The sequence below is a fragment of the Blautia sp. An46 genome, from assembly GCF_002161645.1.
GTDB classification, from domain to species: domain Bacteria; phylum Bacillota; class Clostridia; order Lachnospirales; family Lachnospiraceae; genus Blautia; species Blautia ornithocaccae.
The window spans coordinates 47395-68533 of record NZ_NFIF01000013.1; the positions used below are offsets into that span (position 1 = coordinate 47395).

Here is a 21139-nt window from a genome sequence, read left to right on the forward strand (position 1 = left end):
CTTTTCAAACATTTTTATAGCCCCAACGCCTGACGGATAAAGAGGATTTCCTCTTTGTCCAGATTCTTCTTTCCGATAATATACAACAATCTGTCCCCATACTTTACAGTTGTATAATTTTTATTCCTATTCTGTTCTGTTTCGATGGCCTCCCATGCCTCTGCGTCTGGAGGGATTTCCCCTTCTTCTTTTGTATATAAAGAATAGATTCTGTCCAGAATCCATTGATAAGGGGACTGGTATACCTGGCAGATAATCTCGTTTTCATCATAGGGGTCATCTGTCCTGGGATAACCATCAGGCAAAAGGACTGAATAGCGTCTGGCACTTCCAAAATCCCTTCCAATTCATCGGTAAGTTCCAATTCTCCGGTTCCATATGTATTTTCTATGACTTGAGTATTCTCTTTAGCAGCCGGAGAATCTTCTGCCATATTTACCATAAGAGCGGAAAAACCTATGAAAATGATAAGGAAGGCGAAAATCACCTGAAGCAACATATTCCATTCTCTGGAAGGACGAAGTGCCGGTAACAGTACCATCATCAATATCATTCCTACAATAAATACCAGATACATTTGCATGGTTCCGGAGTCTGCCAAAAACAGGACAATGGCTATAATCCCCAAAAAGACAACACATGAAATAATTTTCTGAATCGTCTTCCATGGAGAAATTTCTTTTACCCGGCTGCCGTAAAAAGGAGTCTTTCCCTGTCCCAGCATTTTCTCTGTTCTTGTTTTCCAAAGCAGATAGCTAACACACCTGGCAGCATTTTTAAGAAAATATAGATTCCATAGAATAAACACTGCTATCCAGATATCAGAAAAAATATTTCTGGCAAAGTCTATATTGAACAGCACATACCATTCACTGACTGCCATAAGGCAAGTAAAGGCAAGTCTTCCCCTGAAGGCCTTCCACTCAGCTTCCCGTATATTCTCATATCTTTCTCTCTCTGTAACAATAGGCAGGGCATCTTCTCTGATTTTCCGGAATACGCAAAGCTTTCTGGTGCTGTCTATCAATTCCCATCCGGCCTCGCGGCAATATTGAGCATACTCTTTCGTGTTAGGTTCCGGTTTTACATCATTTTCGTCACCTTCCGGAAACACCTCTACATCATAAATTTCTTTTCGGGGCGCCTCTTTTTCAAATATCATTCCAAATCGCCAGCCTCTGAAGAACCAACCCTTAGCTGCCATCTTTTCCAAAAACCGGGCGAAGCTGTCACATTCCCTGTATCCATAGTTTCTAAACACAATTTTTTTCTTCATAAAGAACACCCCCGTTCTCCGAAAAATCATTCCCCAAAAACAAATTATCGAGTGTCGATATTTCCTACTTTCAGTGTAATATCGACACTCGATAATTGCAATAGATTTCCTATATTTTATTTTTATTTCTACAGACAATGAGCCAGGTGACGGGCATGCTCCCATGTCCACTTGATTTCATATCTTATAACCCCAGCTTCTCAATGATCTCTTTCAGCGCCATCCGCACTGGAGAATCTTTCGGCAGCTGTACCGTTGGTTTTCCATCACAGTCGTACTGATAGACCATATCATCGTGAGGTACCACGCCCAGAAGTTCAAGGCCCTGATTTTTAATCTCTTCCAAAGTGCCCTGGTCCAGTTTGCCATGGGGAGCCCGATTTACGATGAGCCCGGTTTTCTTTGGGTGGAGCTTCAGCTCTTCCATGAGTCTGGCGATCCTTCCTGCGGCCTGGACTCCTCTTCTGGAACAGTCGCTGACTAAGATAGCAACCTCCATGGCCGGCAGGATTCCTCTGCTGATATGTTCCATTCCCGCTTCATTGTCCACCACAATATAAGGATAATGGCTCTGAAGCTTCTGCACCTGAGTCTGTACCAGACCATTTACAAAACAGTAGCACCCCTGTCCCTGAGACCGTCCCATGACCATCAGGTCATAGTCATCTTCCTCTGCAACAGCATCCATCATACGGCTCTCCAGATACTCTGCTTTGGTGATTCCTGCTGGAATCTTATATTTCGGGTCTGATCCGGCCCGTTCAATCTCCTCTCTCAGCTCACCCAGAGTGATTCCCGGCTCTACTCCCAGAACTTCGTTTAAGTTAGAATTGGCGTCTGCATCTACAGCCAGTACCGGTTTTTTCCCTGTATCACAGAGATACTGGATCAAAAGTCCGCATAATGTGGTCTTCCCTACTCCGCCTTTTCCGGAAACAGCAATAATATGTCCCATGATTTATTCCTCCTACTAAATTTTCCCTCTGGCAGAGGGCTATTTTAATGAACACATTGTTGATTTTCTTACATCATGGATATTATAATATAATCCAGCAGAAAGCAATCATCAGATTCTTAAATCTGCTATGTTTCTCAACAAATCTATAAAACTGTCTATAAACAGGGAGGCGCATATGAAAAATAAGACGAAAGTTATAGACCGGCGTACCAGATATACCCAGCAGACTATTAAAGACTCTTTTCTTTCTCTTCTGAAGGAAAAACCTTTTTCCAAAATCACTGTTACGGAAGTCTGCCGTATGTCAGAAATCAATCGTGGAACCTTTTATCTCCATTATTACGATATAGATGATGTACTGGACAGCCTTCTGGAAGATGTGATCACAGACACTGCCAGCGTCCTGGACCATGTGCTCTGTTCTGAAAAAATCGGCTGTACCTTTCCTTTCTGTCAGAAAGTACAGGAAGACACCCGGCTCCAGGTTCTGTTTTTTGACGATGTGGCTTCCTCCTGTCTTCTGGAAAAGCTCTGTGAACTTTCCAAGGAGGAATTTATCACCCATCTCATGCAGAACAGCCTCCTTACCTTTGAACAGGCGGAGGCTGTCTTATATTTTCAGATGAACGGCTGTCTGGCCATTAATAAAAAAATGCTGAAAAATAAATGCACGGACTGGAGAGAAATCCAGCAGGCCGTAGACCATTTCATCAGAGCCGGTCTTGAAAGCTTCCTGATCTGTGACGGGCGCCAGACTGTTTCAGGAAAAGGCCCAGGCCCGTCAGGCACACCAGAAACTCTGTGACCGGGAAGGCTGCCCATACTCCCAGCAGTTCTCCCAGAGCAGAAAGGAGAAATGCCATAGGAATGATGAAAATAAAGCCTCTCAGCAACGAGATGATATGAGCCGGCAGAGGATTATCTGTAGAGGTAAAGTATACTGACAGAACAATATTAAAGCCTGCAAAAACACAACCTGTAAAATAAATCCTCAGTCCGGTCTGGGCAATGCTCTGGAGGGCCTGGTTCTGCTCGCTGTTGAAAACAGAAGCAATCGTGTCCGCTCCAAAAAAAATGGACAGATATATCAGTGCAGATACCAGGACCACGGCGCACATGGCATATCGGAGAGTACTGCTTATATTCTTTCGGTTTCCAGATCCGTAATAGCTGCTCATAAGAGGCTGGATTCCCTGGGAAATACCTGTATAAATGGAAATTACCACCAGAGAAAGATTTGCAATTACACCATAAGCTGCAACTCCCGTATTTCCTGCAAGTCCCAGGATGATCATATTAAATACGATCATAACGATTCCTGAAGAAACCTCTGTGACAAGTGAGGGCAGACCGCTGGAAAAGATACCCTGGATCAGATTAGGCAGTATCCTGCATTTTTTCAGATGGAACTGGTTTCTCTTTCTCAGCAGATAAGAGGATAAAATCCCGATACTGATCACCGGAGCCAGTCCTGTGGCAAAGGCAGCTCCAAAAATTCCCATATTCAGAGGAAACATAAACACATAGTCCAGAACCACGTTGGAAAGACTGCCCACGATCATGGCCGTCATAGACAGCTGAGGGGCCCCGTCATTTCTGATGAAGCACAGCAGAAGATTATTTGTCATAAACATCGGCGCAAACATCAGGATTACCCTAAGGTAAGTCTTTCCCATCTCATAAACCGTGTCGTCTGCTCCCAGCAGTCGGATTAAAGGACCGGCGGCAAACAGCCCCAGCAGGAAAAAGATTCCTGCCATCATGGCAGTCATCGCTGCGCCGTTGGTAAAAATCTGATCTGCACGGTCTTTATTTTTCTGGCTCTTAAAAATGGAGTATTTGGTTCCTCCTCCCATACCGATCATCAGACCGCTTCCATTGATAAAGCTGTATACCGGAATAGCCAGATTCAGCGCCGTAAGTCCGTTGGCACCCAGGGCCTTGGATACAAAAAAAGTGTCCGCCAGAATGTAGCAGGAAAGGGCGATCATTCCCAGCACATTCAGGGAGGCATATTTTATAAACATGCCAAAACATGATTTTTCTTGCATTTTCTAGTTTCTTCCTTTCTCTCCGGGCAAAAGAAAGAACGCCTTGATTCATCCCTTCTAAGGCCTATCGGAATGAATAAGGCGTTACCCGGCGGCAATCATTTTTTATAATTTTTTTAACAACTAGAAATTTATCACAGGCCCTCTGCAAAGTCAAGAAAAGTTTTAGAGAATTCCCAGTCCCTTTACGGTAAGCATAATAAAATCCTGTACGTTAGTCACAATAGTCGTAGCGGAAAGGCTGCCTCTGTCCAGAAGCTTGTTCACTACAAACTCGTCTGCATCTACAGTATAGAGGAAGACGGGACGGATCTCCTTATCCGCCGTTACTGTATAGGAAGGCGTCATATTTCCTGTGGCAATGGTATGGAGCATCGTAGCCAGGCAGACTACGGTAGTGGCCTTTTCTACCATGTTCCTCATAGCTGTCTGTCCCTCATAGGCATTTCCGATAACCTCCGGCAACGGACCGTCGTCACGGATAGAACCGGTAAGGACAAAAGGTATCTTATTTTTCACACAGCTGTACATAATGCCGTTGTCAATCTTATAATCCGCAATAAACTGGGCGATAGAGCCGCTTCTTCTTACCCGGTTGATCACGTCCAGATGGTTGTAGTGGCCGTTTGGATGGGATTTCTGTGTATAAATATCCTGTCCCAAGGCCGTATGGAACATAGCCCCTTCCAGATCATGGGTAGCCAGGGCATTCCCAGCCATAAGTCCGTCTACATATCCATTCTCCACCATGGCTTCCATGGCCCTTCTGGCGTCGGCGTCAAAAGCAAAAGCCGGCCCCATGACCCAGAGGATATTCCCATGTTCCCGCTCATAGTTCAGCAGTTCAAAAAAACGGTCATAATCTCTGGCGTAAGAGGTCTCCCGGCTTCTTCCCTGACGGAATACGAACTGATCCTTCTCTGTCTCTTCAGGATCTTCAAAACCCCCGGTATGAAGGTAGATTCCCTCTTCTCCCTTCTCTGTCCTTCCCAGTATCACCCGGTCCCCTTTTTTCAGATTCCGGTTCTCCACAACTTTTAAGGTCCCATCTTTTTCCAGGACCACACTGGAATCCATCCGGGATTTTTCCGGCAGTTTCCATTCTCCATGGATCTTAAAATATTCCGGATACATAGAGGTGCTGTGGTAATTCTCCGGTGCCACTCCGTCTGCCTCTGCTTCTTCCCATCGGACGTCCGGAGCATTTTTTAACTTTTCTGATGAAAAATCCGGTTCATAGTATTTTGGTAATGTAAACATAGGCTTCTCTCCTTGTGTTTTATTTTCATAATTATCCGTCCATAGGACTCAGAATGGGAAAAACTTTCCCTCTTTATAAACTCGGCGGCCCCCGATATATGTTTCAGCTACCCGGACCTGATCGATCTCCTTGGCAGGTATCTCTAAAATATCCCGGTCCAGAATCAGAAAGTCGGCTTTGTACCCTTCTTTCAGCTGTCCCAGACGGTCAAATCCTGCCATTTCCCCAGCTTCCCTGGTATAGAGGAGCAAAGCGGTTTCTATATCTACCCCCTGTTCTTGGCCGCAGTCTGTTCCGTCATAGGCTTTTCGTGTAACAGCGCCCTTGATATTAGTAAAAGGATCAGAGGGAACTGCCCAGGAAGTAGCCGGAGCGTCTGTAGAAAAGCAGAGCCGTACCCCCTTATCTAAAAGATGTCTTACTGGATAGCAGGTCTTCATCCTCTCTGTGCCCAGATTTTTCAGATAACTTTCTATTTCCGCATACAGGAAAATAGGCTGGGTCACAAATCCGATCCCTTTTCCTGCCGCTTTTTCAATACTGTCCTCAGATGGAAGGGTAATGTGCTCCACCCGTACATAGGGCTCTGGTCCCAGATTCCACTTTTCTTCCCTGGCAGCCCGGTCCACTACTCTCTCAATGGCCTTGGTTCCCATGGCATGCATAGAAAGCTGGCAGTGGTTCTTTTTGCAGAAGTCAACTGCTGTCTCCATCTGCCGCTGGCTGCACACGGAAATCCCACAGGAATCAGAATTCAGATAAGGCTCTGCCATCCAGGCGGTCCTTCCGGAAACACTTCCGTCTCCGATAAGTTTCAACCCTGAAACAAAAATCTGCTGCTTTTTATCAAAACGCTTCTGAGGAATCTGAAAGTCTTCTTTGTCCATGAAAAAGTCCCACATATAGTAGACGCCTACTTCCTGAAGAAATCCTTTCTCTGCCGCTTCCTGATACAGCGGATAATTATCTCCCTCATCCAGATTTCCCATGTCCGTTACCGCTACGATTCCCTGGGATATAAGAAGTTTCCCCAGCTCTACAAGATTTTCCACAGCTTCTTCTTTTTCCGATACGGGCATAAAAGGTGTGACCAGATTTCTGGCGTTTTCTTTCAAAACTCCTGTAGGCTCCCCGTTTTCATCTCTCTCGATTTCTCCCCCTTCCGGGTCCGGGGTATTCCTGTCTATTCCGGCAATCTTCAGGGCCTTGCTGTTTACACAGCGGATATGTCCGCAAGTCCGGATAATGGACACAGGAGAATCACTGCATCCCTTATCCAGGTCCCAGCGGTTAATAGAACGGCGTTCTGCAAATTTTCCTTCATCATATCCCCATCCCAGGCACCATTTCCCCGGTCCCTGCTCTTCTCTCTTCTCCCGTATTGCCTGGATCAGTTCCTCAATAGAATGGATTTTCGGCGGCAGGGCAGAAATCTGCCGGCTGTAGTCTGCCAGCATCATAGGATGCATATGGGCATCTATAAACCCCGGTATCACACGATGGCCCTGAAGGTCCACCCTCTGGCAGTCCTGGGAAGCCAGTTTTTCTATTTCTTCTGCTTTCCCCACTTTCCGGATAAAACCATCTTCCACCAGCATGGCTTCTCCATACAGATTTTCCTTATCTGATGTGAATATTTTTCCATTTTCATAAATACAAGCTTTCATTTATGTACTGCACCTCCATAGTCCGGGGAAAACTCCCCACTCTGCTTCTCATCATATGGTATAGGGAATACTTTCCTTTCCCCTGACTTTATAAATCACTGCCCCCACAAAAAATCCAATGATCGTAGGCACTGCCCAGGCGAATCCCTGTCTGGCAAAAGGTATCTTATAGATAATATTCATAATACCGGAAACATCTATTGGTATCAAGCCGGAAGACTGGGCCACATTCAGAGCGTCAAAAAGGGACATAACTGCAGATACGATCACTGCTCCCTTCCATGCTCCGTCATTGGGCACAAATTTCTTAAACAGCCCCAGTATCATCATTACCACAGACATAGGGAAGAGAATGGTGAAAATCGGCCCTGAAATGGTCAGCACATTGCTGACTCCGGTGGAAGATACCAGAAAAATGGCAATGGTGATTATCAGAGAAGCCCATTTATAAGGAATTTTCCCCTTTGTCCATTCTTCCACCCACTGTCCTGTAGTGGCGATCATGCCCACCGCCGTAGTCAGACAGGCAAAAATCACAGCCAGAGAAAGAACGATACTTCCTCCTGAGCCAGCCAGCCTTCTTACCAGATCTGTGAGAAGATAGGTAGTATCCACATCTGCTGGATAGTCGCTTCCTCCCTGGGCTCCCAGATAGGCCAGGCCTCCATAGACAATGAAGAGCAGAAGAAAACCTATCACAATGATTCCAAACATCATTTTCTTATATTCTTCTTTTCCAGTATAGCCTTTTTCCCGGAAAGCTGCTATAAAAATCCCTGCACAGATAATTCCCGTTCCCACGTCTCCGGTATTATATCCTGTGAGAAAAGCACTGAGAAAGGCTTCCTGGCCGCTTTCCTGAAGGCCGCCTCCAATGGCTCCCATAGGCTGAAAAATTGCCAGAAGGATAATGACCAGAAGGGTGATCAGAAGGATCGGCGTAAGATACTTCCCGATCCGGTCAATAACATTAGACTTATTCATGGCAAAGTAATAGGAAACGCCGAAAAAAATCAGCAGAAAGAGAATTCTTGCATACACCGGAAGGGAGCCGAAGATGCCCTCAAATCCTGTCTCATAAGCCACCCCTCCGCATCTGGGAATGGTTCCGAAGATAACCACCAGCAGCCCCAGTCCCATGTAGAGGTAATGCCACCAGCTGGTCACATGCTTCATCATATCCTGGAGTCCGTACCCTACGTTTCCTACTGCGGCCACTGCCAGCATGGGAAATAAAATTCCCGATAAGGCCAGTCCTCCAATGGCCCAGAATACATATTCACCGGAAAGAAGCCCTACCTGAGGCGGAAATATCAGATTGCCAGAGCCAAAAAAAATGGCAAACATAGCAAATCCGGTGATCAGAATGTCTTTGAACATATTTTTCTTCATCTGTACATCTCCCTTTAATCGCAGTATTATCGCATTAATCTTTTATCGCGTAAAAGCAAACAATAAAAAAACAGGTGCCTCAGCCTGAGGCCGAAGCACCATTGCTTATCTTCTATATAATACTCTTGTTTACATGTCTTTGTCAATGCTTGTTAAATCTCTCTTAGCCGTTCCAGGATCACCTCCTGCTGGCTGGCTGTAGGCTCAAAGCTCAGATCTATTTTCAATATTCTGTCTCCCATACAGAGGAGATAGCGGAAAATTTTCTGTCCTTCTCTGTCAAAAGCCGACTGCAGAGCCTGGAGCTCGTTCTTCTCTCCCGTTCCCCAGGAATCCATGGTCTGCCAGTTTTCTCCGCTTCTATAAGTTCTTTCCATGGAGGACCTGGCAAATTCGTAAAAAGGAGCCAGCTTTACCTTTGTCACCACATATTCCAGATAATATCCCGGAGTCCCCTTTGCTCCCGACAAAGCCTCATCATAAAACTGTTCAATCTCCAATCTGGAAAGGAAAGCCGAGCTTTGGATATTCTCGGTATCAATGTACCCCTTCCTATTAAACTCCGGTCCTGCCAGTTCCTGAAGAGTCAGAGGATTTTCCTGCCACTGCAAGTGAAATCCTCTTTCTTCATAATAATCTCCGGTTTCAAAAGAACTAAAATAGTAATAACCATTAAACACCACAAAGAAAATAAGAAAGGCCAGGACAAGATTTACGCCTATGTTTGCTGCAGTGGCAGAGCCTCTGTCCCGCATACGGTTTCTGATGATATCCTGAAAGTAATAAACGATAAAATATCCTGCCAGTACGGCCAGCACCAGGCCGCCTCCTGCTGTAAAGGCATAAAAAACTACAGCAGCCATGGTCAAAAGCATAATTATTTTTGAAAGCGCCGGATACCCTTTTGTTGGTGTAAAAGACTGGTCTCTCTTAGCATTTGCTTTTGCCTTCTTATACCAGCGCCGAAAAGTGATAAATTCCACTGATCCATACACTCCCAGCATAAATCCCGTAAAGGCCAGAGTTAAGCCGCTTCCGTCAGAAAGAGTCCTTGCTCCGTCAAAATAAAGGCTCAAGAAGAAATAAATTGTAAGCAGCCAGCCGATTATTCCCAGGATCCCATCTGCGATCCGGACTCTTCTTGAACCCTTGCGGATATTCTTTACCTGAATATCTGCCTGAGTTTCCAGAGGAACGGGATTTTCTCTTTCGTTACAGAAAATCTTCATGGCTCCATGCTCTGCCGCCAGCTCCCAGCCCGCCATCTGGCAGTATTCTTCAAAGGTCAGCTCTTCTCCGGTAGGAGGCGCATAAACCCCGCCTCCCGGAAAATATGCTACTGCATAATGAAGCTCTTTTGGCTCTGACCAGCGGTAGTGCCAGAAAATCCCCATTCGATCCAGAATCCAGCCTTTCCTGGCCATTTTTTCAAAGTGCTGTTCCATTGTGGTATGGTCAAAATAATACGTCCATACGAGTTCAAGCTTCCCCCTGCTCATCTTCCTGCACCTCCATATAGCGGCGGTAATCTGCCGCCTGACCGCATATCCTCTCATACTCTGCCTGAAGTGCTTCTTTTCCTGTCTCTGTAAGGATATAGCTTTTCCTTCTCCCCTCTACCTTTGTCTCTACGATCATTTCCGCCTGAGAGAACTGGTCCAGAAGATTATACAGGGTTCCCGGTCCCACGTTCACCCTGCCCTCTGTCATCTCACGGACTCTCTCCATGATATCCATACCGCAGCATTCCTGCCGAAGGCAGAGAAGGATATAAAACATCTGCTCCGTTAAAGTCTGAAACTTTGCTCTGGCCATAGCATCGCTCCTTTTATCGAATATCGATATTCTTCTTAATTTCATTATAACATCGAATATCGATAATAGCAAGCTAGACTTTCCTAAAGATTCAGATTTACAGCTCCAGATCCTTTATAAGTTCTCCATATCCGGCATGCTCCCCAATCTGTTTCATTCCCTCTGCTGCCTCCTCCAGAGAATATCCGTGTTCTCTCAGAAATTCCTCTCCCTTTTCACTGACATATTCATAAAACAGAATGGCCGCAGCCAGTTCTTCCCGGTTCTTATAATCTATAGATTCCAAAAGCATGTTCTCCGCTTCATTGATCTTCCCCTGGTCTGCCAGTCCTGTAAAATCCTCCAGTCCCTTTCCCGAAACGGAAAACTTATTCTCCTTTGGCAGTTCTACCTGGGTATATTTCTTTCCCAACATAAGAGAAAACAGAACTCTGGCCATCTCTTTTATCATACGCATGATATAATCAGCTTCTTCCTCGTAGATCACAGTTCCACCTTCTTCCCTTTGTCCCTCTGCTTTTTATTGATACAGGCAATCCCTCTCAGAATCAGGAATCCAACAATTGTAATTCCTACAAAAAATTCTGTGCCCAGACGTACTGCCTCTATTCTCTCTGCTCCCATTTTCAGTATACAACAGCCGTACAATACTGAAAAAAATCCCCCGCAAAGGATACTGACTACCAAATCTGTAAGCCATAGCTTCTTCTCAGTTCTTCTCTCCCACAGTCCATTATATAGGATCAGTGCCAGATATACGATTCCTCCGATAATGACTGCTGCCGTCTCTCCTGCCGCCCTTCCCAGATCTGCAGTCAATGCCATCTGTATTACAATAGCAATTACACAGACAGAAAACATCAGCATAAAACCTGCATTCCCTGCCTTTGCCTTCTTTTCCTTTTCCAGCTCGCTGTAATCCGCTGCCTTTAATAAGGTATCCTTCAGTTTTTTATCCATATCCTCATTTCTCCTTTCTCCGCTGAAAATTTCATTAAGATCTACATCATAGAATTCTGCAATCTGTACCAGCAGTCCTAAATCCGGCATATTGACACCGGTTTCCCAGCGGGAAACTGTCCGTCCCGTTACCATAAAAATTTCACCTGCCTGTTCCTGGGTAAGTCCTTTTTCTTTGCGAAGGGCTTTCAGAAATGCTCCGATTTTTTTCATGTCCATGGCCTTCACCTCCTCTTCTGCCTTCAGGATACATCGCCGAATCAAAAAAAACCAGGACATAAACGGTGAAATGAGGAAAAATTATCCAGACATAAAATGTCCTGTTCATATATCCTGTATCTTTTTGATGCTACATACCTCATTGAGGCATTTCCTGTTCTGGTATAAAAAAGGACAGCCCCCGTTCCAAGGCAACCTCTCCTTGTTCCAGGCACTGTCCTGATGTTCAAAAATTTTATAAATATTTTTTTGCAAAGTCCCTTTAGGAATCTTTTCTGGCCTCTGCCGCTTTATTGATACAGGTAATAGCGTTGAGGCTCCTTGGATATCCTATATAGGGCAGGCATTGAGATACCACTTTCGTGAGAAATTCTTTGTCATTTCCCAGATTCATGTTTCCTCCTGCATGGGCGATGAGCTGAGGTTCACAGCCTCCCTGAGCAGCCAGGAAGCAGAAAGTGATCATTTCCCTCTGAGCCAGGTTAAGACCTGTACGGGTATAGTAATCTCCAAAGCAGTTGGCAGCCAGCCAGCGGTTGATATGGCCGTTTTTCCAGGCTTCCCTCATTCCTTCGCCGAAAATATCCACCTGTGCCTGTGCACCTTTTTCCAGACGGTCTTCCATAGTGGTGGTAGCCTGTCCCTCTAAAGGCAGCTTCACGCCTCTCTGGGTCAGGATTTCATTAACTGCATCCAGGAAAGGACGGACTCTGCCGATTCCCAGATAGTCCACTGCCTGATAAACTACCTCTTTGATCATTACCGGAGTAAGTCCTCCATCCAAAGCCCGTGGCACTTCCAGCTTAAACTCATCGATTCCCTGGCATCCTAAAAGGGTAGCGATGATCGCCATATGGCGGGTGGTTTCTTCCAGCTGCTGGCCTTCTTCCTGGACTACCTCTTCAAAGGTAAAATGTTCAAAACGTTCTGCAAATTCTGGATCTGTTTCTCTGTAATTCATTTTATTATCCTCCTGCGATCTATTTATTTTTCTATTTTGTCACTATTTTCTGACTGCCTGTGGACCATACATGCTCCTGTTTTGCTGCAGCCGGTGTATTCTGAGCCATTACTCCCACCAGCTTATGGGGAACATAGGCCTCTTCCAGATAATTTTTCTCTTCCTCTGTCAGCACAAGATCCACTGCTTTTGCCGCTCCCTGGATATGGTGCAGTTTTGTGGCACCCACCACCGGTGCTGTCACCCTGGTCAGCAGCCAGGCCAGAGAAATCTCTGTCATGGATACTCCCCGTTTATCTGCCAGATCAGCCACCCGGTCAATGATCACCTGATCCTGCTGTGCTGTAGCGTCGTATTTGAACTTTGCATAACTGTCTTCCTCCAGACGCTTGGAAGTCTCTCCCGGACGTTTGGAAAGACGGCCTCCTGCCAGAGCGCTGTAAGGCGTCATAGCAATATTGTCCTCCGCACAGAGCTTTGCCATTTCCCTTTCCTCTTCACGGAAAATCAGATTGTAATGGCCCTGTATGGATACAAATTTAGGAAACCCTTCTTTTTTCGCCAGGGCATTTGCCTTGGCAAGCTGATAGGCAAAGCAGTTGGAAATTCCGATATACCTGGCTTTTCCTTCTTTTACGATTCGATTCAGCCCTTCCATAATATCATAAAGAGGTGTTTCGTAATCCCACATATGATAAATATACAGATCCACATAGTCTAATCCCAGATTTTTCAGGCTGGTGTTGATCAGCCGTTCAATATGTTCCTGCCCGGTAATACCCTGACGGATTTCCTCCTGTGTCCGCGGAAGAAATTTGGTAGCCACTACCACATCTTCACGCTTTGCAAAGTCTCTCAAAGCCCGGCCTACATACTGCTCGCTGGTGCCGCTTTGGTATCCTACTGCTGTATCAAAAAAGTTAACCCCTAACTCCAGTCCTTCTTTAATTATCTCACGGGAATGTTCTTCATCGATGGTCCAGCTGTGCTGCCCGTTTCCAGCTTCTCCAAATCCCATACATCCCATACAGATACGGGAGACTGTCAGATCTGAATTTCCCAGTTTTGTATATTGCATAAAAGCTTACCTCCCTGTTTTGTCCTGTACTGATTTTATTCTCAGTACCTAAAAATCCCTCTGTACACTGAGGGTAATACAGTTTTTTATCTATGTTTAATTATAGTTCCAGGTTCTTTACCTGTCTAATGCTTAAGTTTTATCTCTGTTCATGCCTTTTTTCTATTTTTCCCGGAAAAGTCTAAAAATATCTTTCAGGCATTTATGATGATTGAATATAAGCATTAGACAGATTTTTGCAAAGGAACTAAAATATAAGTGTTCAGAGATGGACACCTACATTTATGGTATCAGCGGACAAAAAGTCTGCGGGCAGAGAGGAGTGAAAAGATGACTATCGATGAAGCAAGCCAGCGTTATCACATACCCCTTGAGATTCTTCATGAGTATGAGCGCTGGGGATTATGCGGAGCCGTAAAGAAAGTAATAGGTTCCTGGCAGTATGATGATACAGACCTGGAACGCCTGAGCATGATCATGACTCTCCACGATATCGGCTTTGAAAGCTCTGAGATAGAAACCTACATGAAATTGCTGCTGGAAAAAAGCGACGCAAAAGCTCAGTGTCTGAATATCCTTGAGCGAAAGCGGCAGAGTATTCTGGCGGATATCCACTTCCGTGAAAAGCAGCTAAGTCATCTGGACTATCTCCGCTACAGCATCCGCAAAAATCAGGATACCAAAAGAACGATTTAAGGAGGTATTTTTTATGAAGATTCAGGACAAGGAAACATTCGATAAGGCAAACGTATTTGGTCAGGGACAGGAAAACTCTGCTTTTGCCCAGTATTTTATTGGAAATTCTTATTTAAATCCTCTGACAAAACCAGGAGAATGTCCTATCTCTCTGGCAAATGTCACCTTTGAGCCAGGCTGCCGCAATAACTGGCACATCCACCATGCAAAAACCGGCGGCGGACAGATCCTTATCTGCACAGCAGGAAGCGGCTGGTATCAGGAAGAAGGCAAAGATCCTGTAAGCCTGGAGCCAGGAACTGTCATTGTAATCCCACCGGAAGTAAAACACTGGCATGGAGCCAAAGCAGACAGCTGGTTCTCTCATATCGCATTTGAGGCTCCGGGAACAGAAACCAGCAACGAATGGCTGGAAGCTGTAGATGACGATACCTATGCCAAATTAAAATAAATAACACCATGGGCCAACAAATAGCTGGTTATGCGAACCGTCAATTCCCATAAGAGCTGCCGTAATTTTGTCTGTGCGGCAGCTCTTATTCTGTCAAATACCTGCAAACAAGTTTCTCTATGAGCTGCATATCCAATGCCGTCCTTTCTGTCTCAAAAGTAAGGATCAGCCTTTCTCCTGGATAGATGTCGTTTTCTTCATAAGCTTGTATTTTTCTTACTGCATTCTGGGCATATATGGGATCATCCATTCTGCCGTCATGCTCCCAGTAAATTTCCTGTCTTGTTCTTTTCGAGAGAAATGTAAAATCAGGATAGACTGTGCCGAAATGCTTCAGATACAATGGATGCTCATATTTATACGGAATCCTCTTCCGACAAAAAAAGTCTGCAAGGATTTTCTCTGATTTTGAACGCACCCGCTCTCCCCGCTCAGTCAAAATCAGGGGTGTTCCCTCCTGAAATTCTTTTCCCTTATATGTTTCGGATATCCAGTCCTTTAGTTGCTGTTCCCATGTAGGTTCAACCGGTTCGATTAACTTCTGCCTTGTCATATGTTCCTTCAAAAATATCTTCTCAATTTCTTTTTCATCATAATCTCCCGTAATTTTCCTAATCTGCGACAGCCTTCTTTCCGTCAGTTTCAATATCTTTTTGTCATAGTCCTTCTGAGCAAGTCCGGAAATCAATTTCTCATTGGTTTTTGCAATGTATTCCCCACTTTGCTTTCCGCCGGGAACACAATGATAATACTGCGTCCATTTCTTGTTGGTAGATAATCGAAGTCTTCCCTGAGGCGCATCCTTCAGACGTTCCGTGGTTTTCTGAAGAATTTTCTCCAGCCGGTCCTGTTCTTGTAATAACATTTCCCTAAGACCTGTCATATGAATTCCTCCCTGTTTTCACAATGTAAACTTGAAATTTAATAGTTAACCTTTTACTTGTATTTATACCTCTAAAATTAATATTTTCAATATATGAGCCACAGCTATTTTAGGAGTTATACCTTCGAAATCAGTACTTCTTATATCTAGGCCACAGTAATTTTAGGCTCTATACCTCCGGTATCAGCATTTCTCATATCTGGGCCACAGTAATTTTAGGCTCTATACCTCCGGTATCAACGATTCCCCTATATGGGCCACAGCAATTCGAGATTCTATACCCCTAGAATCGGCATTTCTCTTATATGGGCCGCAGTAATTCGGGATTCTATACCTCCGGTATCGACAATTCTCATATCTAGGCCGCAATAGTTCCGAATTCTATACCCCTGGAATCGGTATTTCTCTTATATGGGCTGCAGTAATTCGGGATTCTATACCGATATCAATATTCCTCATATCTGGGCCACAGTAATTCTGAAATCTACACCCCTGGAATCAATATTTTCATATCTAAGCATATTTTTCTCTAAACTTTATTGTCTGGAATTATTTTGAATATTGGATTTGTGTCAGCAGTATTCCTGCCGTCAGTGAAAAGTAAAATTAAGAAATGAATTTAGATTTAAATGAAGCTTCTACCTTTGAAAAAATCCCGGAAGCCGAAACTTCCGGGATAAAAATCTTTTGTAATCGAGCACAGGCTCTTTGATTATCTCTTGGAGAACTGTGGTGCACGACGAGCGGCTTTGAGACCGTATTTTGTCTGACCACACGTTCCCTTTCTCTATTTTTCGGGGTTTTTAGCGGTTTCGCTAATTTCTTCACCCCTTGATTCACCCCAAACCAGGGGCCTATTCCGTCTTTAATAACTCGAGTTGTCTCTGTTCGAATGCTCCATTCACAACAGCGTACAACTCCTTTGGTCTATTATACTTCACTTTTGCGTATATGTCCATTGTAATTTTGCTGCTCTCATGACCAGCCAGATACTGCACTGTTTTCGGGTCCACAGATGCTGCGATCAGGTTTGTAATATAGGTATGTCGCAGTTGATGCGGTGTCACCTGAAAGTCCAATGTATATACAACCGTGTTATTATGCTTAGCCTTTTCTCCAAGCACCGGCGTAACTGTATGCTTGATTTTCTCACCGTTCACATATCTCACATAAGTTCTCTCCTTGGTTGATCGTGTCACAATATACTGCCACACTCTCCTAAACTGTGTATAGGAAAGGGCCTCTCCATCTCTATTGCATACCACAAATTCAGATTTCGACTGCTCCTTTGCTTCTCTTAAGCATTCAGTCAGACAATCCGGAAGTGGAATATCTCTTCTTGCAGCCTTCGTTTTCAGCTGTTCTGTAATAACCGGACGATTATGCTCTGTGTGCCAGGCTCTTTTCACAGAAAGATAAGGCACCTCTTCATCCAGAAACACACAATCCCATTTAAGTCCCAGGATTTCTTCTCGCCTGAGTCCCGCATATAATCCAAGCATTACAAACACATAGGGCGGCAGGCCCTTGATTGCATCCAAAAGCATTTCCACCTGCTCATCTGTCAATGGTGGCTTCTCCTTCTCAGGAATACCTCCCCTGGAAGGGATTCTCTTCGTTGGATTCTCCCTTATTAAATGGTTGTCCTCTGCTGAATAGAAAATGCACTTCAGCAGCATCACCACAGAATGATATACCGATTCAGATTTCTTTGAAACCTGCACCAGTGCCATATTGATATCATCCTGCGTCACATCAGCCATGTACATATCGCCCAGACCTATCTGGAAGACGGGCGGTGCAGCTTTACCAATAATCTCAGCGAGAATGCGATCCGTCCATTCGCAGTAGGCCGGAAGAACTGGCTGTTCAGCAATTCCGTAGAGGGAGCGAATGCCAGTGCGGTAGTCTACACAATGGTTGAGATGGCAAAAGCACACGGCCTGAACATTTACGGATATCTTAAATTTCTGCTGGAGCATCGGCCAGGTAAAGATATGACCGATGAACAGCTTGCAGAGCTGGCCCCTTGGAGTGAAAAACTCCAATCTATCAAAAATCGCATGTGAATTATAGTGAATTACTCCAACTCGCAAAGGGCTGGGGTAATTTTGTATCCGACCGCATTAATATTTGGCGCTTACCTTTTTTTGAATAGAATCTATCTTATCTAAGGAAAGACATTCTACTGCATCGCCAAGGATCTGCTGAACATCAGGATCTGAAATAGAGTAACCAATAAATATGATGGAATATTCGAGGACACGACCTTGATAGAGAACTCTTAGATTTCAATTCCATAAATTCGTTAGTCTTATGACTTCCACTGTTTCTTCTATTCCCTCCAAGTCAACTGGAGATTTTGAAACAAACACATATTTATAGCAATTCATTCCTGTCGCCTTTACCTGTTCGATTTCTTCTCGAACAATTGCCGTCGGAATCGTTTCTTTTCGAAATTTAACTTCATAAAAAACATATCCATTTTCGTCCTGTGTTACAACATCAAATTCTCCGTTTCTTTTCTCTGACGGGAGGTCATAGTAGTACTTTCCAATTTTCTCAATCACCGGAGAAATCTCTCCTGCCCTGTTCTTTCGGATCAAGTACTGCTTACAGATTTCTTCGAAATAATGCGGAACATAGAAGGATTCAAAATCCTCGCGGATATATTTCTCATAAAAAATCGACGGATCCATGATCTTTCTTTGCGAAGCATACCGGAAAATATACCGGTAATAAAATGCTGAAAGTGGATCACTGATATGGTAGCTTGCTTTTCTTTTATTTCCCTCATCATTAATCGGCGTTCTTTTCTCGACCACCTCCATCTTAGAGAGTTTATCAAGTACGTCCACTAATGTAGGACCACTGGATACATGAGATTGATCGAGAATATCTTTATACTTGGTATATCCCCTGGACAAAGCTTCAAATACCTCGTTTGCGTTTGTAATTTTGGAGATTTCTGCGTTTAAGTACATGGAAACCTCATTTTCCAAACGCGCCTCTGGAGCCACCATAAGTTCCAGCAGGTTCTCTTCAACAGAAATGGAATCATCCACTAAACGATTGTAATATGGGATACCTCCAAATACAGAATAAATCTTTATTCGGTCCTCCTCGGAAAATGCCGGATAAAACTCTGTAGACTCATAATAATCCATAGGCTTTAGGTTGATCGTAAGATCAATACGGCCATACAAAGGATTGGAAGGTTCCATCAGATTTCTCATGATTTCTACAAATGATCCCAAAATAATAAATGTAAGTTTTGCAGAGTCTCTGTATTTATCAATCATCGCCTGCAGAATGCTGTCCATTCCCTTGATGTTTTCTCTCAGATAAGGATATTCATCCAGAACAAAAATCATATTCTCTTCGCATGATCTTTGAAAGATGTACTCAAGAACCTCCTCTATGGATTGATATCCAAGTTTTGGAAGATGTAACTCTTCCGATAAAATATTGCAGATTCCCTGTGCATTGCTTTCTTCTGCCACCTGCTTGCACTCATAATAAATGCTTTGGCACGTTGTACTTTTGAGAAGCTGCTTCACCAGCTCACTTTTTCCCACCCGTCTTCGACCATAGATCAAGACGGTTTGCATCGCTTCCTCTTTATTAGTGTTGGCAATTGCTCGATTAAGCTTTCTCAGCTGTTCCTTTCTCCCAATGAATTTCATTTTATTCGGTCACCTCCGACTCGGTTTCGTTCGAATATATTATAACATGTTTTTGTGTTTTTTCAATTCTTATTCGGTTTGTCCCGACTCGATTTTATTCGAATAACTATTTTCAGATATAATGAACCATACACAACTATGAGCTATCTTTCAGATATGCGAAGGCACATGCCTAATATCTAGATACTTCTCTAATTTTCTCCTACTTTCTATAGTTGATTAAGTGCCTTTTGAAGCATTTCTCTATATTCATTACGTGTTTCAATTGGACTCTCGATCACGATTTTCCCACCGGCTCCAAATACCCAGCGATAAAATGTAGGACCTGCACAGACCTTAACCGTTATCCGGAACTGCTCCTCCCCAACACTGCGAGTCTTGATCTTCATACCGAACTTATCTACCACAGACTTCATACAGCGGTTGTCACAGAGCAAGGTCACGTCAACTGCTTCATCAGTAGAGAACATTCGGAAGACTTCTGTTGTATATTTGGATACATCATAGCCCTTTGGCTTCTTAACAGCCTTCTCCTTCAGCAACTCAGGTTGCTTCTTGATGCGGTCTACTCGATAGGTGCGAACAGCCTCCCTCTCATCACAGTAACCGGTCAGATAATAATAGTCGCCATCCCAGATCAGATCAAATGGACTGACTGTATATGGTTTCCCATCGTTCCTGAGCACTTCCTTCTTCTTACCATTGAGTTCAAAATAATAGAAGGAAATCTTCACGCCGGCATTGATAGCCTCATTGATGGCATCCACTATGTAATAGCCCTTTTCATTCTCTGACTTCACACGACCAGTGATATGCACAGATCTCTTTAACTTATCTGCGTTGGTCTCGCTGGTCAAAGAGATCAGTTTTTCAATCAGACTCTCACTCTTCTTTTCTGTAATGAACTTTGAAGACTGTACCGCATCGATCAAGAGCTTTAACTCCGGCACAGAGAACTTGCGGTCTGCCAGGTAGTATTCCCAGGCACGCTTACGCTCTCCAATAATTTCAAAACCAGCTGCACGAAGCAAATCAATATCCTTTGGCACGGTGGTTCTATGCACAAGAATATTGTGCTGCTCCATCATACGGTCAGTGATCTGCTTTGTAGACAGGGTATGATCCTCATCGGTCTGGGTCAGAAGCATCTGATAAAGATACAGGATTCGAAGTCTTGTATCGTTGTCCTCTGCCTTTGGTTCAATCACTATTTCTGTTTTGGTTGCCTGATCAGCTAAGATAACATCAGCAATCACCTGCGCTGCAAGCCTGGAACCAAGCTCATTTGGATGGCAGCCATCCTCAGCAAAGATATCCTGCTTATCAGCTTCCTCATAGAAGCGCTTGCCTATATCCGCAATCAATGCTTCGTTCTGATTGGCAGCCTCATGATAAGCATCATACATCTTCTGATACATTTCATCATAATCCATACCAAAAGATTCCAACTGCTTGCCTCCCCTTTTGTAGGCCCAAGTAGCATACAAAACCGGAACTGCACCATTAGCACGAATCTGCTCACACAACAGTGCCGTGTTATTCAGGAAGCTTTCCCTGGAAGTGATCGGGCCGTTGCTCATCTCCTGAAGAATCACATAATCCCACTTTTCATTCTGCAGCGCTGCCTGTGTCATTCCTCCCATCTTGGTGTCAGGATTCAACTGCTCGGCCAGACGTGCTCCACCGCGGGTATGCTGGACCACTTCGCCATCTATTAAGTTGGCCAGGGTTTCTGGCATGTTGTTTGCAAAAGTAAAACTATTGCCAAGCATTAAGATTCTCATA

Annotated in this window: 19 protein-coding genes and 1 pseudogene; 4 read left to right on the plus strand and 16 right to left on the minus strand. The window is 44.2% G+C overall.

All coding sequences use genetic code 11. The annotated features are described in order from the left end of the window. Positions 1 to 103 precede the first annotated feature (103 nt). Both B5G00_RS11620 and B5G00_RS11625 read right to left on the minus strand, forming a co-directional pair. Entirely contained in the window at positions 104 to 1276 is a 1173-nt protein-coding gene (locus B5G00_RS11620) for a DUF2812 domain-containing protein (RefSeq protein ID WP_140403151.1), read from the minus strand. A 184-nt stretch (positions 1277 to 1460) separates the two neighbouring features. Continuing rightward, positions 1461 to 2231 (minus strand): ATP-binding protein, encoded by a 771-nt coding sequence (locus B5G00_RS11625; protein WP_087272943.1) that lies wholly within the window; start codon positions 2229 to 2231, stop codon positions 1461 to 1463. Positions 2232 to 2409: 178 nt separating this feature from the next. On the opposite strand from B5G00_RS11625, the gene B5G00_RS11630 reads away from it, so the two are divergent. Then, complete coding sequence (locus B5G00_RS11630; protein WP_087272946.1) at positions 2410 to 3039, plus strand: TetR/AcrR family transcriptional regulator; 630 nt, start codon at positions 2410 to 2412, stop codon at positions 3037 to 3039. On the opposite strand, the gene B5G00_RS11635 is transcribed toward B5G00_RS11630, so the two are convergent. From B5G00_RS11635 to B5G00_RS11680, 10 genes are all read right to left on the minus strand, one after another. Beyond that, complete coding sequence (locus tag B5G00_RS11635; RefSeq protein ID WP_087272950.1) at positions 2945 to 4285, minus strand: MATE family efflux transporter; 1341 nt, start codon at positions 4283 to 4285, stop codon at positions 2945 to 2947. The two genes, B5G00_RS11630 and B5G00_RS11635, sit on opposite strands and share 95 nt — an antisense overlap. 165 nt (positions 4286 to 4450) lie before the next feature. Beyond that, positions 4451 to 5545, minus strand: coding sequence for an ornithine cyclodeaminase family domain (locus B5G00_RS11640; protein ID WP_087272953.1), 1095 nt, complete (start codon positions 5543 to 5545; stop codon positions 4451 to 4453). 48 nt (positions 5546 to 5593) lie between these two features. After that, on the minus strand, positions 5594 to 7213 hold the full coding sequence (locus B5G00_RS11645) for an amidohydrolase (protein WP_087272955.1): 1620 nt from the start codon (positions 7211 to 7213) through the stop codon (positions 5594 to 5596). 51 nt (positions 7214 to 7264) lie between these two features. After that, entirely contained in the window at positions 7265 to 8605 is a 1341-nt protein-coding gene (brnQ, locus tag B5G00_RS11650; RefSeq protein ID WP_087272959.1) for a branched-chain amino acid transport system II carrier protein, read from the minus strand. A 152-nt stretch (positions 8606 to 8757) separates the two neighbouring features. After that, positions 8758 to 10104 (minus strand): DUF2812 domain-containing protein, encoded by a 1347-nt coding sequence (locus B5G00_RS11655; protein WP_162613503.1) that lies wholly within the window; start codon positions 10102 to 10104, stop codon positions 8758 to 8760. Beyond that, on the minus strand, positions 10085 to 10420 hold the full coding sequence (locus B5G00_RS11660; protein WP_087272964.1) for a PadR family transcriptional regulator: 336 nt from the start codon (positions 10418 to 10420) through the stop codon (positions 10085 to 10087). Before B5G00_RS11660 ends, B5G00_RS11655 begins: the two co-directional genes overlap by 20 nt. A 97-nt stretch (positions 10421 to 10517) precedes the next feature. Then, the gene (locus B5G00_RS11665) at positions 10518 to 10907 is read right to left on the minus strand and encodes a DUF6483 family protein (protein WP_087272967.1); all 390 of its coding nucleotides are present in this window, start codon (positions 10905 to 10907) and stop codon (positions 10518 to 10520) included. Then, a complete protein-coding gene (locus B5G00_RS11670) occupies positions 10904 to 11599 on the minus strand; it encodes a helix-turn-helix domain-containing protein (RefSeq protein ID WP_087272970.1) in 696 nt (231 codons plus the stop codon). The genes B5G00_RS11665 and B5G00_RS11670 overlap by 4 nt, the downstream gene beginning before the upstream one ends. Positions 11600 to 11861: 262 nt before the next feature. Then, on the minus strand, positions 11862 to 12560 hold the full coding sequence (locus tag B5G00_RS11675) for a carboxymuconolactone decarboxylase family protein (protein WP_087272973.1): 699 nt from the start codon (positions 12558 to 12560) through the stop codon (positions 11862 to 11864). Between the two features lie 31 nt (positions 12561 to 12591). Beyond that, entirely contained in the window at positions 12592 to 13638 is a 1047-nt protein-coding gene (locus B5G00_RS11680; RefSeq protein WP_087272976.1) for an aldo/keto reductase, read from the minus strand. Between the two features lie 330 nt (positions 13639 to 13968). Here B5G00_RS11680 and B5G00_RS11685 point away from each other — a divergent pair, with 330 nt between their 5' ends. Both B5G00_RS11685 and B5G00_RS11690 read left to right on the plus strand, forming a co-directional pair. After that, on the plus strand, positions 13969 to 14334 hold the full coding sequence (locus tag B5G00_RS11685) for a MerR family transcriptional regulator (RefSeq protein ID WP_087272979.1): 366 nt from the start codon (positions 13969 to 13971) through the stop codon (positions 14332 to 14334). Positions 14335 to 14347: 13 nt separating this feature from the next. Next, positions 14348 to 14785 (plus strand): cupin domain-containing protein, encoded by a 438-nt coding sequence (locus B5G00_RS11690; protein ID WP_087272982.1) that lies wholly within the window; start codon positions 14348 to 14350, stop codon positions 14783 to 14785. A gap of 85 nt (positions 14786 to 14870) precedes the next feature. On the opposite strand, the gene B5G00_RS11695 is transcribed toward B5G00_RS11690, so the two are convergent. Next, entirely contained in the window at positions 14871 to 15668 is a 798-nt protein-coding gene (locus tag B5G00_RS11695; protein WP_087272984.1) for a hypothetical protein, read from the minus strand. Positions 15669 to 16522: 854 nt separating this feature from the next. Then, positions 16523 to 17563, minus strand: coding sequence for a tyrosine-type recombinase/integrase (locus B5G00_RS11700; RefSeq protein ID WP_242971343.1), 1041 nt, complete (start codon positions 17561 to 17563; stop codon positions 16523 to 16525). Here B5G00_RS11700 and B5G00_RS11705 point away from each other — a divergent pair. Then, positions 17447 to 17737: pseudogene (locus B5G00_RS11705) on the plus strand (IS66 family transposase); the annotation flags it as partial. The gene B5G00_RS11700 and the pseudogene B5G00_RS11705 overlap by 117 nt on opposite strands. Positions 17738 to 17959: 222 nt before the next feature. Here the strand turns inward: B5G00_RS11705 and B5G00_RS11710 are convergent. Together B5G00_RS11710 and B5G00_RS11715 are read right to left on the minus strand one after the other, a co-directional pair. Beyond that, positions 17960 to 19354 carry an ATP-binding protein gene (locus B5G00_RS11710; protein ID WP_087272987.1) on the minus strand — a complete coding sequence of 465 codons (1395 nt, stop codon included), beginning with the start codon at positions 19352 to 19354 and terminating at the stop codon, positions 17960 to 17962. 209 nt (positions 19355 to 19563) lie between these two features. Beyond that, positions 19564 to 21138, minus strand: coding sequence for a WYL domain-containing protein (locus tag B5G00_RS11715; RefSeq protein WP_087272990.1), 1575 nt, complete (start codon positions 21136 to 21138; stop codon positions 19564 to 19566). Position 21139 lies beyond the last annotated feature (1 nt).

What these genes read in the sequence shown, in the direction of transcription:
- B5G00_RS11715 (WP_087272990.1), bottom strand. Translation starts at nt 21,138, where the DNA reads ATGAGAATCTTAATGCTTGGCAATAGTTTTACTTTTGCAAACAACATG.
- B5G00_RS11645 (WP_087272955.1), bottom strand. Translation starts at nt 7,213, where the DNA reads ATGAAAGCTTGTATTTATGAAAATGGAAAAATATTCACATCAGATAAG.
- B5G00_RS11630 (WP_087272946.1), top strand. Translation starts at nt 2,410, where the DNA reads ATGAAAAATAAGACGAAAGTTATAGACCGGCGTACCAGATATACCCAG.
- B5G00_RS11675 (WP_087272973.1), bottom strand. Translation starts at nt 12,560, where the DNA reads ATGAATTACAGAGAAACAGATCCAGAATTTGCAGAACGTTTTGAACAT.
- B5G00_RS11655 (WP_162613503.1), bottom strand. Translation starts at nt 10,104, where the DNA reads ATGAGCAGGGGGAAGCTTGAACTCGTATGGACGTATTATTTTGACCAT.
- B5G00_RS11685 (WP_087272979.1), top strand. Translation starts at nt 13,969, where the DNA reads ATGACTATCGATGAAGCAAGCCAGCGTTATCACATACCCCTTGAGATT.
- B5G00_RS11660 (WP_087272964.1), bottom strand. Translation starts at nt 10,420, where the DNA reads ATGGCCAGAGCAAAGTTTCAGACTTTAACGGAGCAGATGTTTTATATC.
- B5G00_RS11690 (WP_087272982.1), top strand. Translation starts at nt 14,348, where the DNA reads ATGAAGATTCAGGACAAGGAAACATTCGATAAGGCAAACGTATTTGGT.
- B5G00_RS11640 (WP_087272953.1), bottom strand. Translation starts at nt 5,545, where the DNA reads ATGTTTACATTACCAAAATACTATGAACCGGATTTTTCATCAGAAAAG.
- B5G00_RS11710 (WP_087272987.1), bottom strand. Translation starts at nt 19,354, where the DNA reads ATGAAATTCATTGGGAGAAAGGAACAGCTGAGAAAGCTTAATCGAGCA.
- B5G00_RS11620 (WP_140403151.1), bottom strand. Translation starts at nt 1,276, where the DNA reads ATGAAGAAAAAAATTGTGTTTAGAAACTATGGATACAGGGAATGTGAC.
- B5G00_RS11670 (WP_087272970.1), bottom strand. Translation starts at nt 11,599, where the DNA reads ATGGACATGAAAAAAATCGGAGCATTTCTGAAAGCCCTTCGCAAAGAA.
- B5G00_RS11635 (WP_087272950.1), bottom strand. Translation starts at nt 4,285, where the DNA reads ATGCAAGAAAAATCATGTTTTGGCATGTTTATAAAATATGCCTCCCTG.
- B5G00_RS11680 (WP_087272976.1), bottom strand. Translation starts at nt 13,638, where the DNA reads ATGCAATATACAAAACTGGGAAATTCAGATCTGACAGTCTCCCGTATC.
- B5G00_RS11625 (WP_087272943.1), bottom strand. Translation starts at nt 2,231, where the DNA reads ATGGGACATATTATTGCTGTTTCCGGAAAAGGCGGAGTAGGGAAGACC.
- brnQ (WP_087272959.1), bottom strand. Translation starts at nt 8,605, where the DNA reads ATGAAGAAAAATATGTTCAAAGACATTCTGATCACCGGATTTGCTATG.
- B5G00_RS11695 (WP_087272984.1), bottom strand. Translation starts at nt 15,668, where the DNA reads ATGACAGGTCTTAGGGAAATGTTATTACAAGAACAGGACCGGCTGGAG.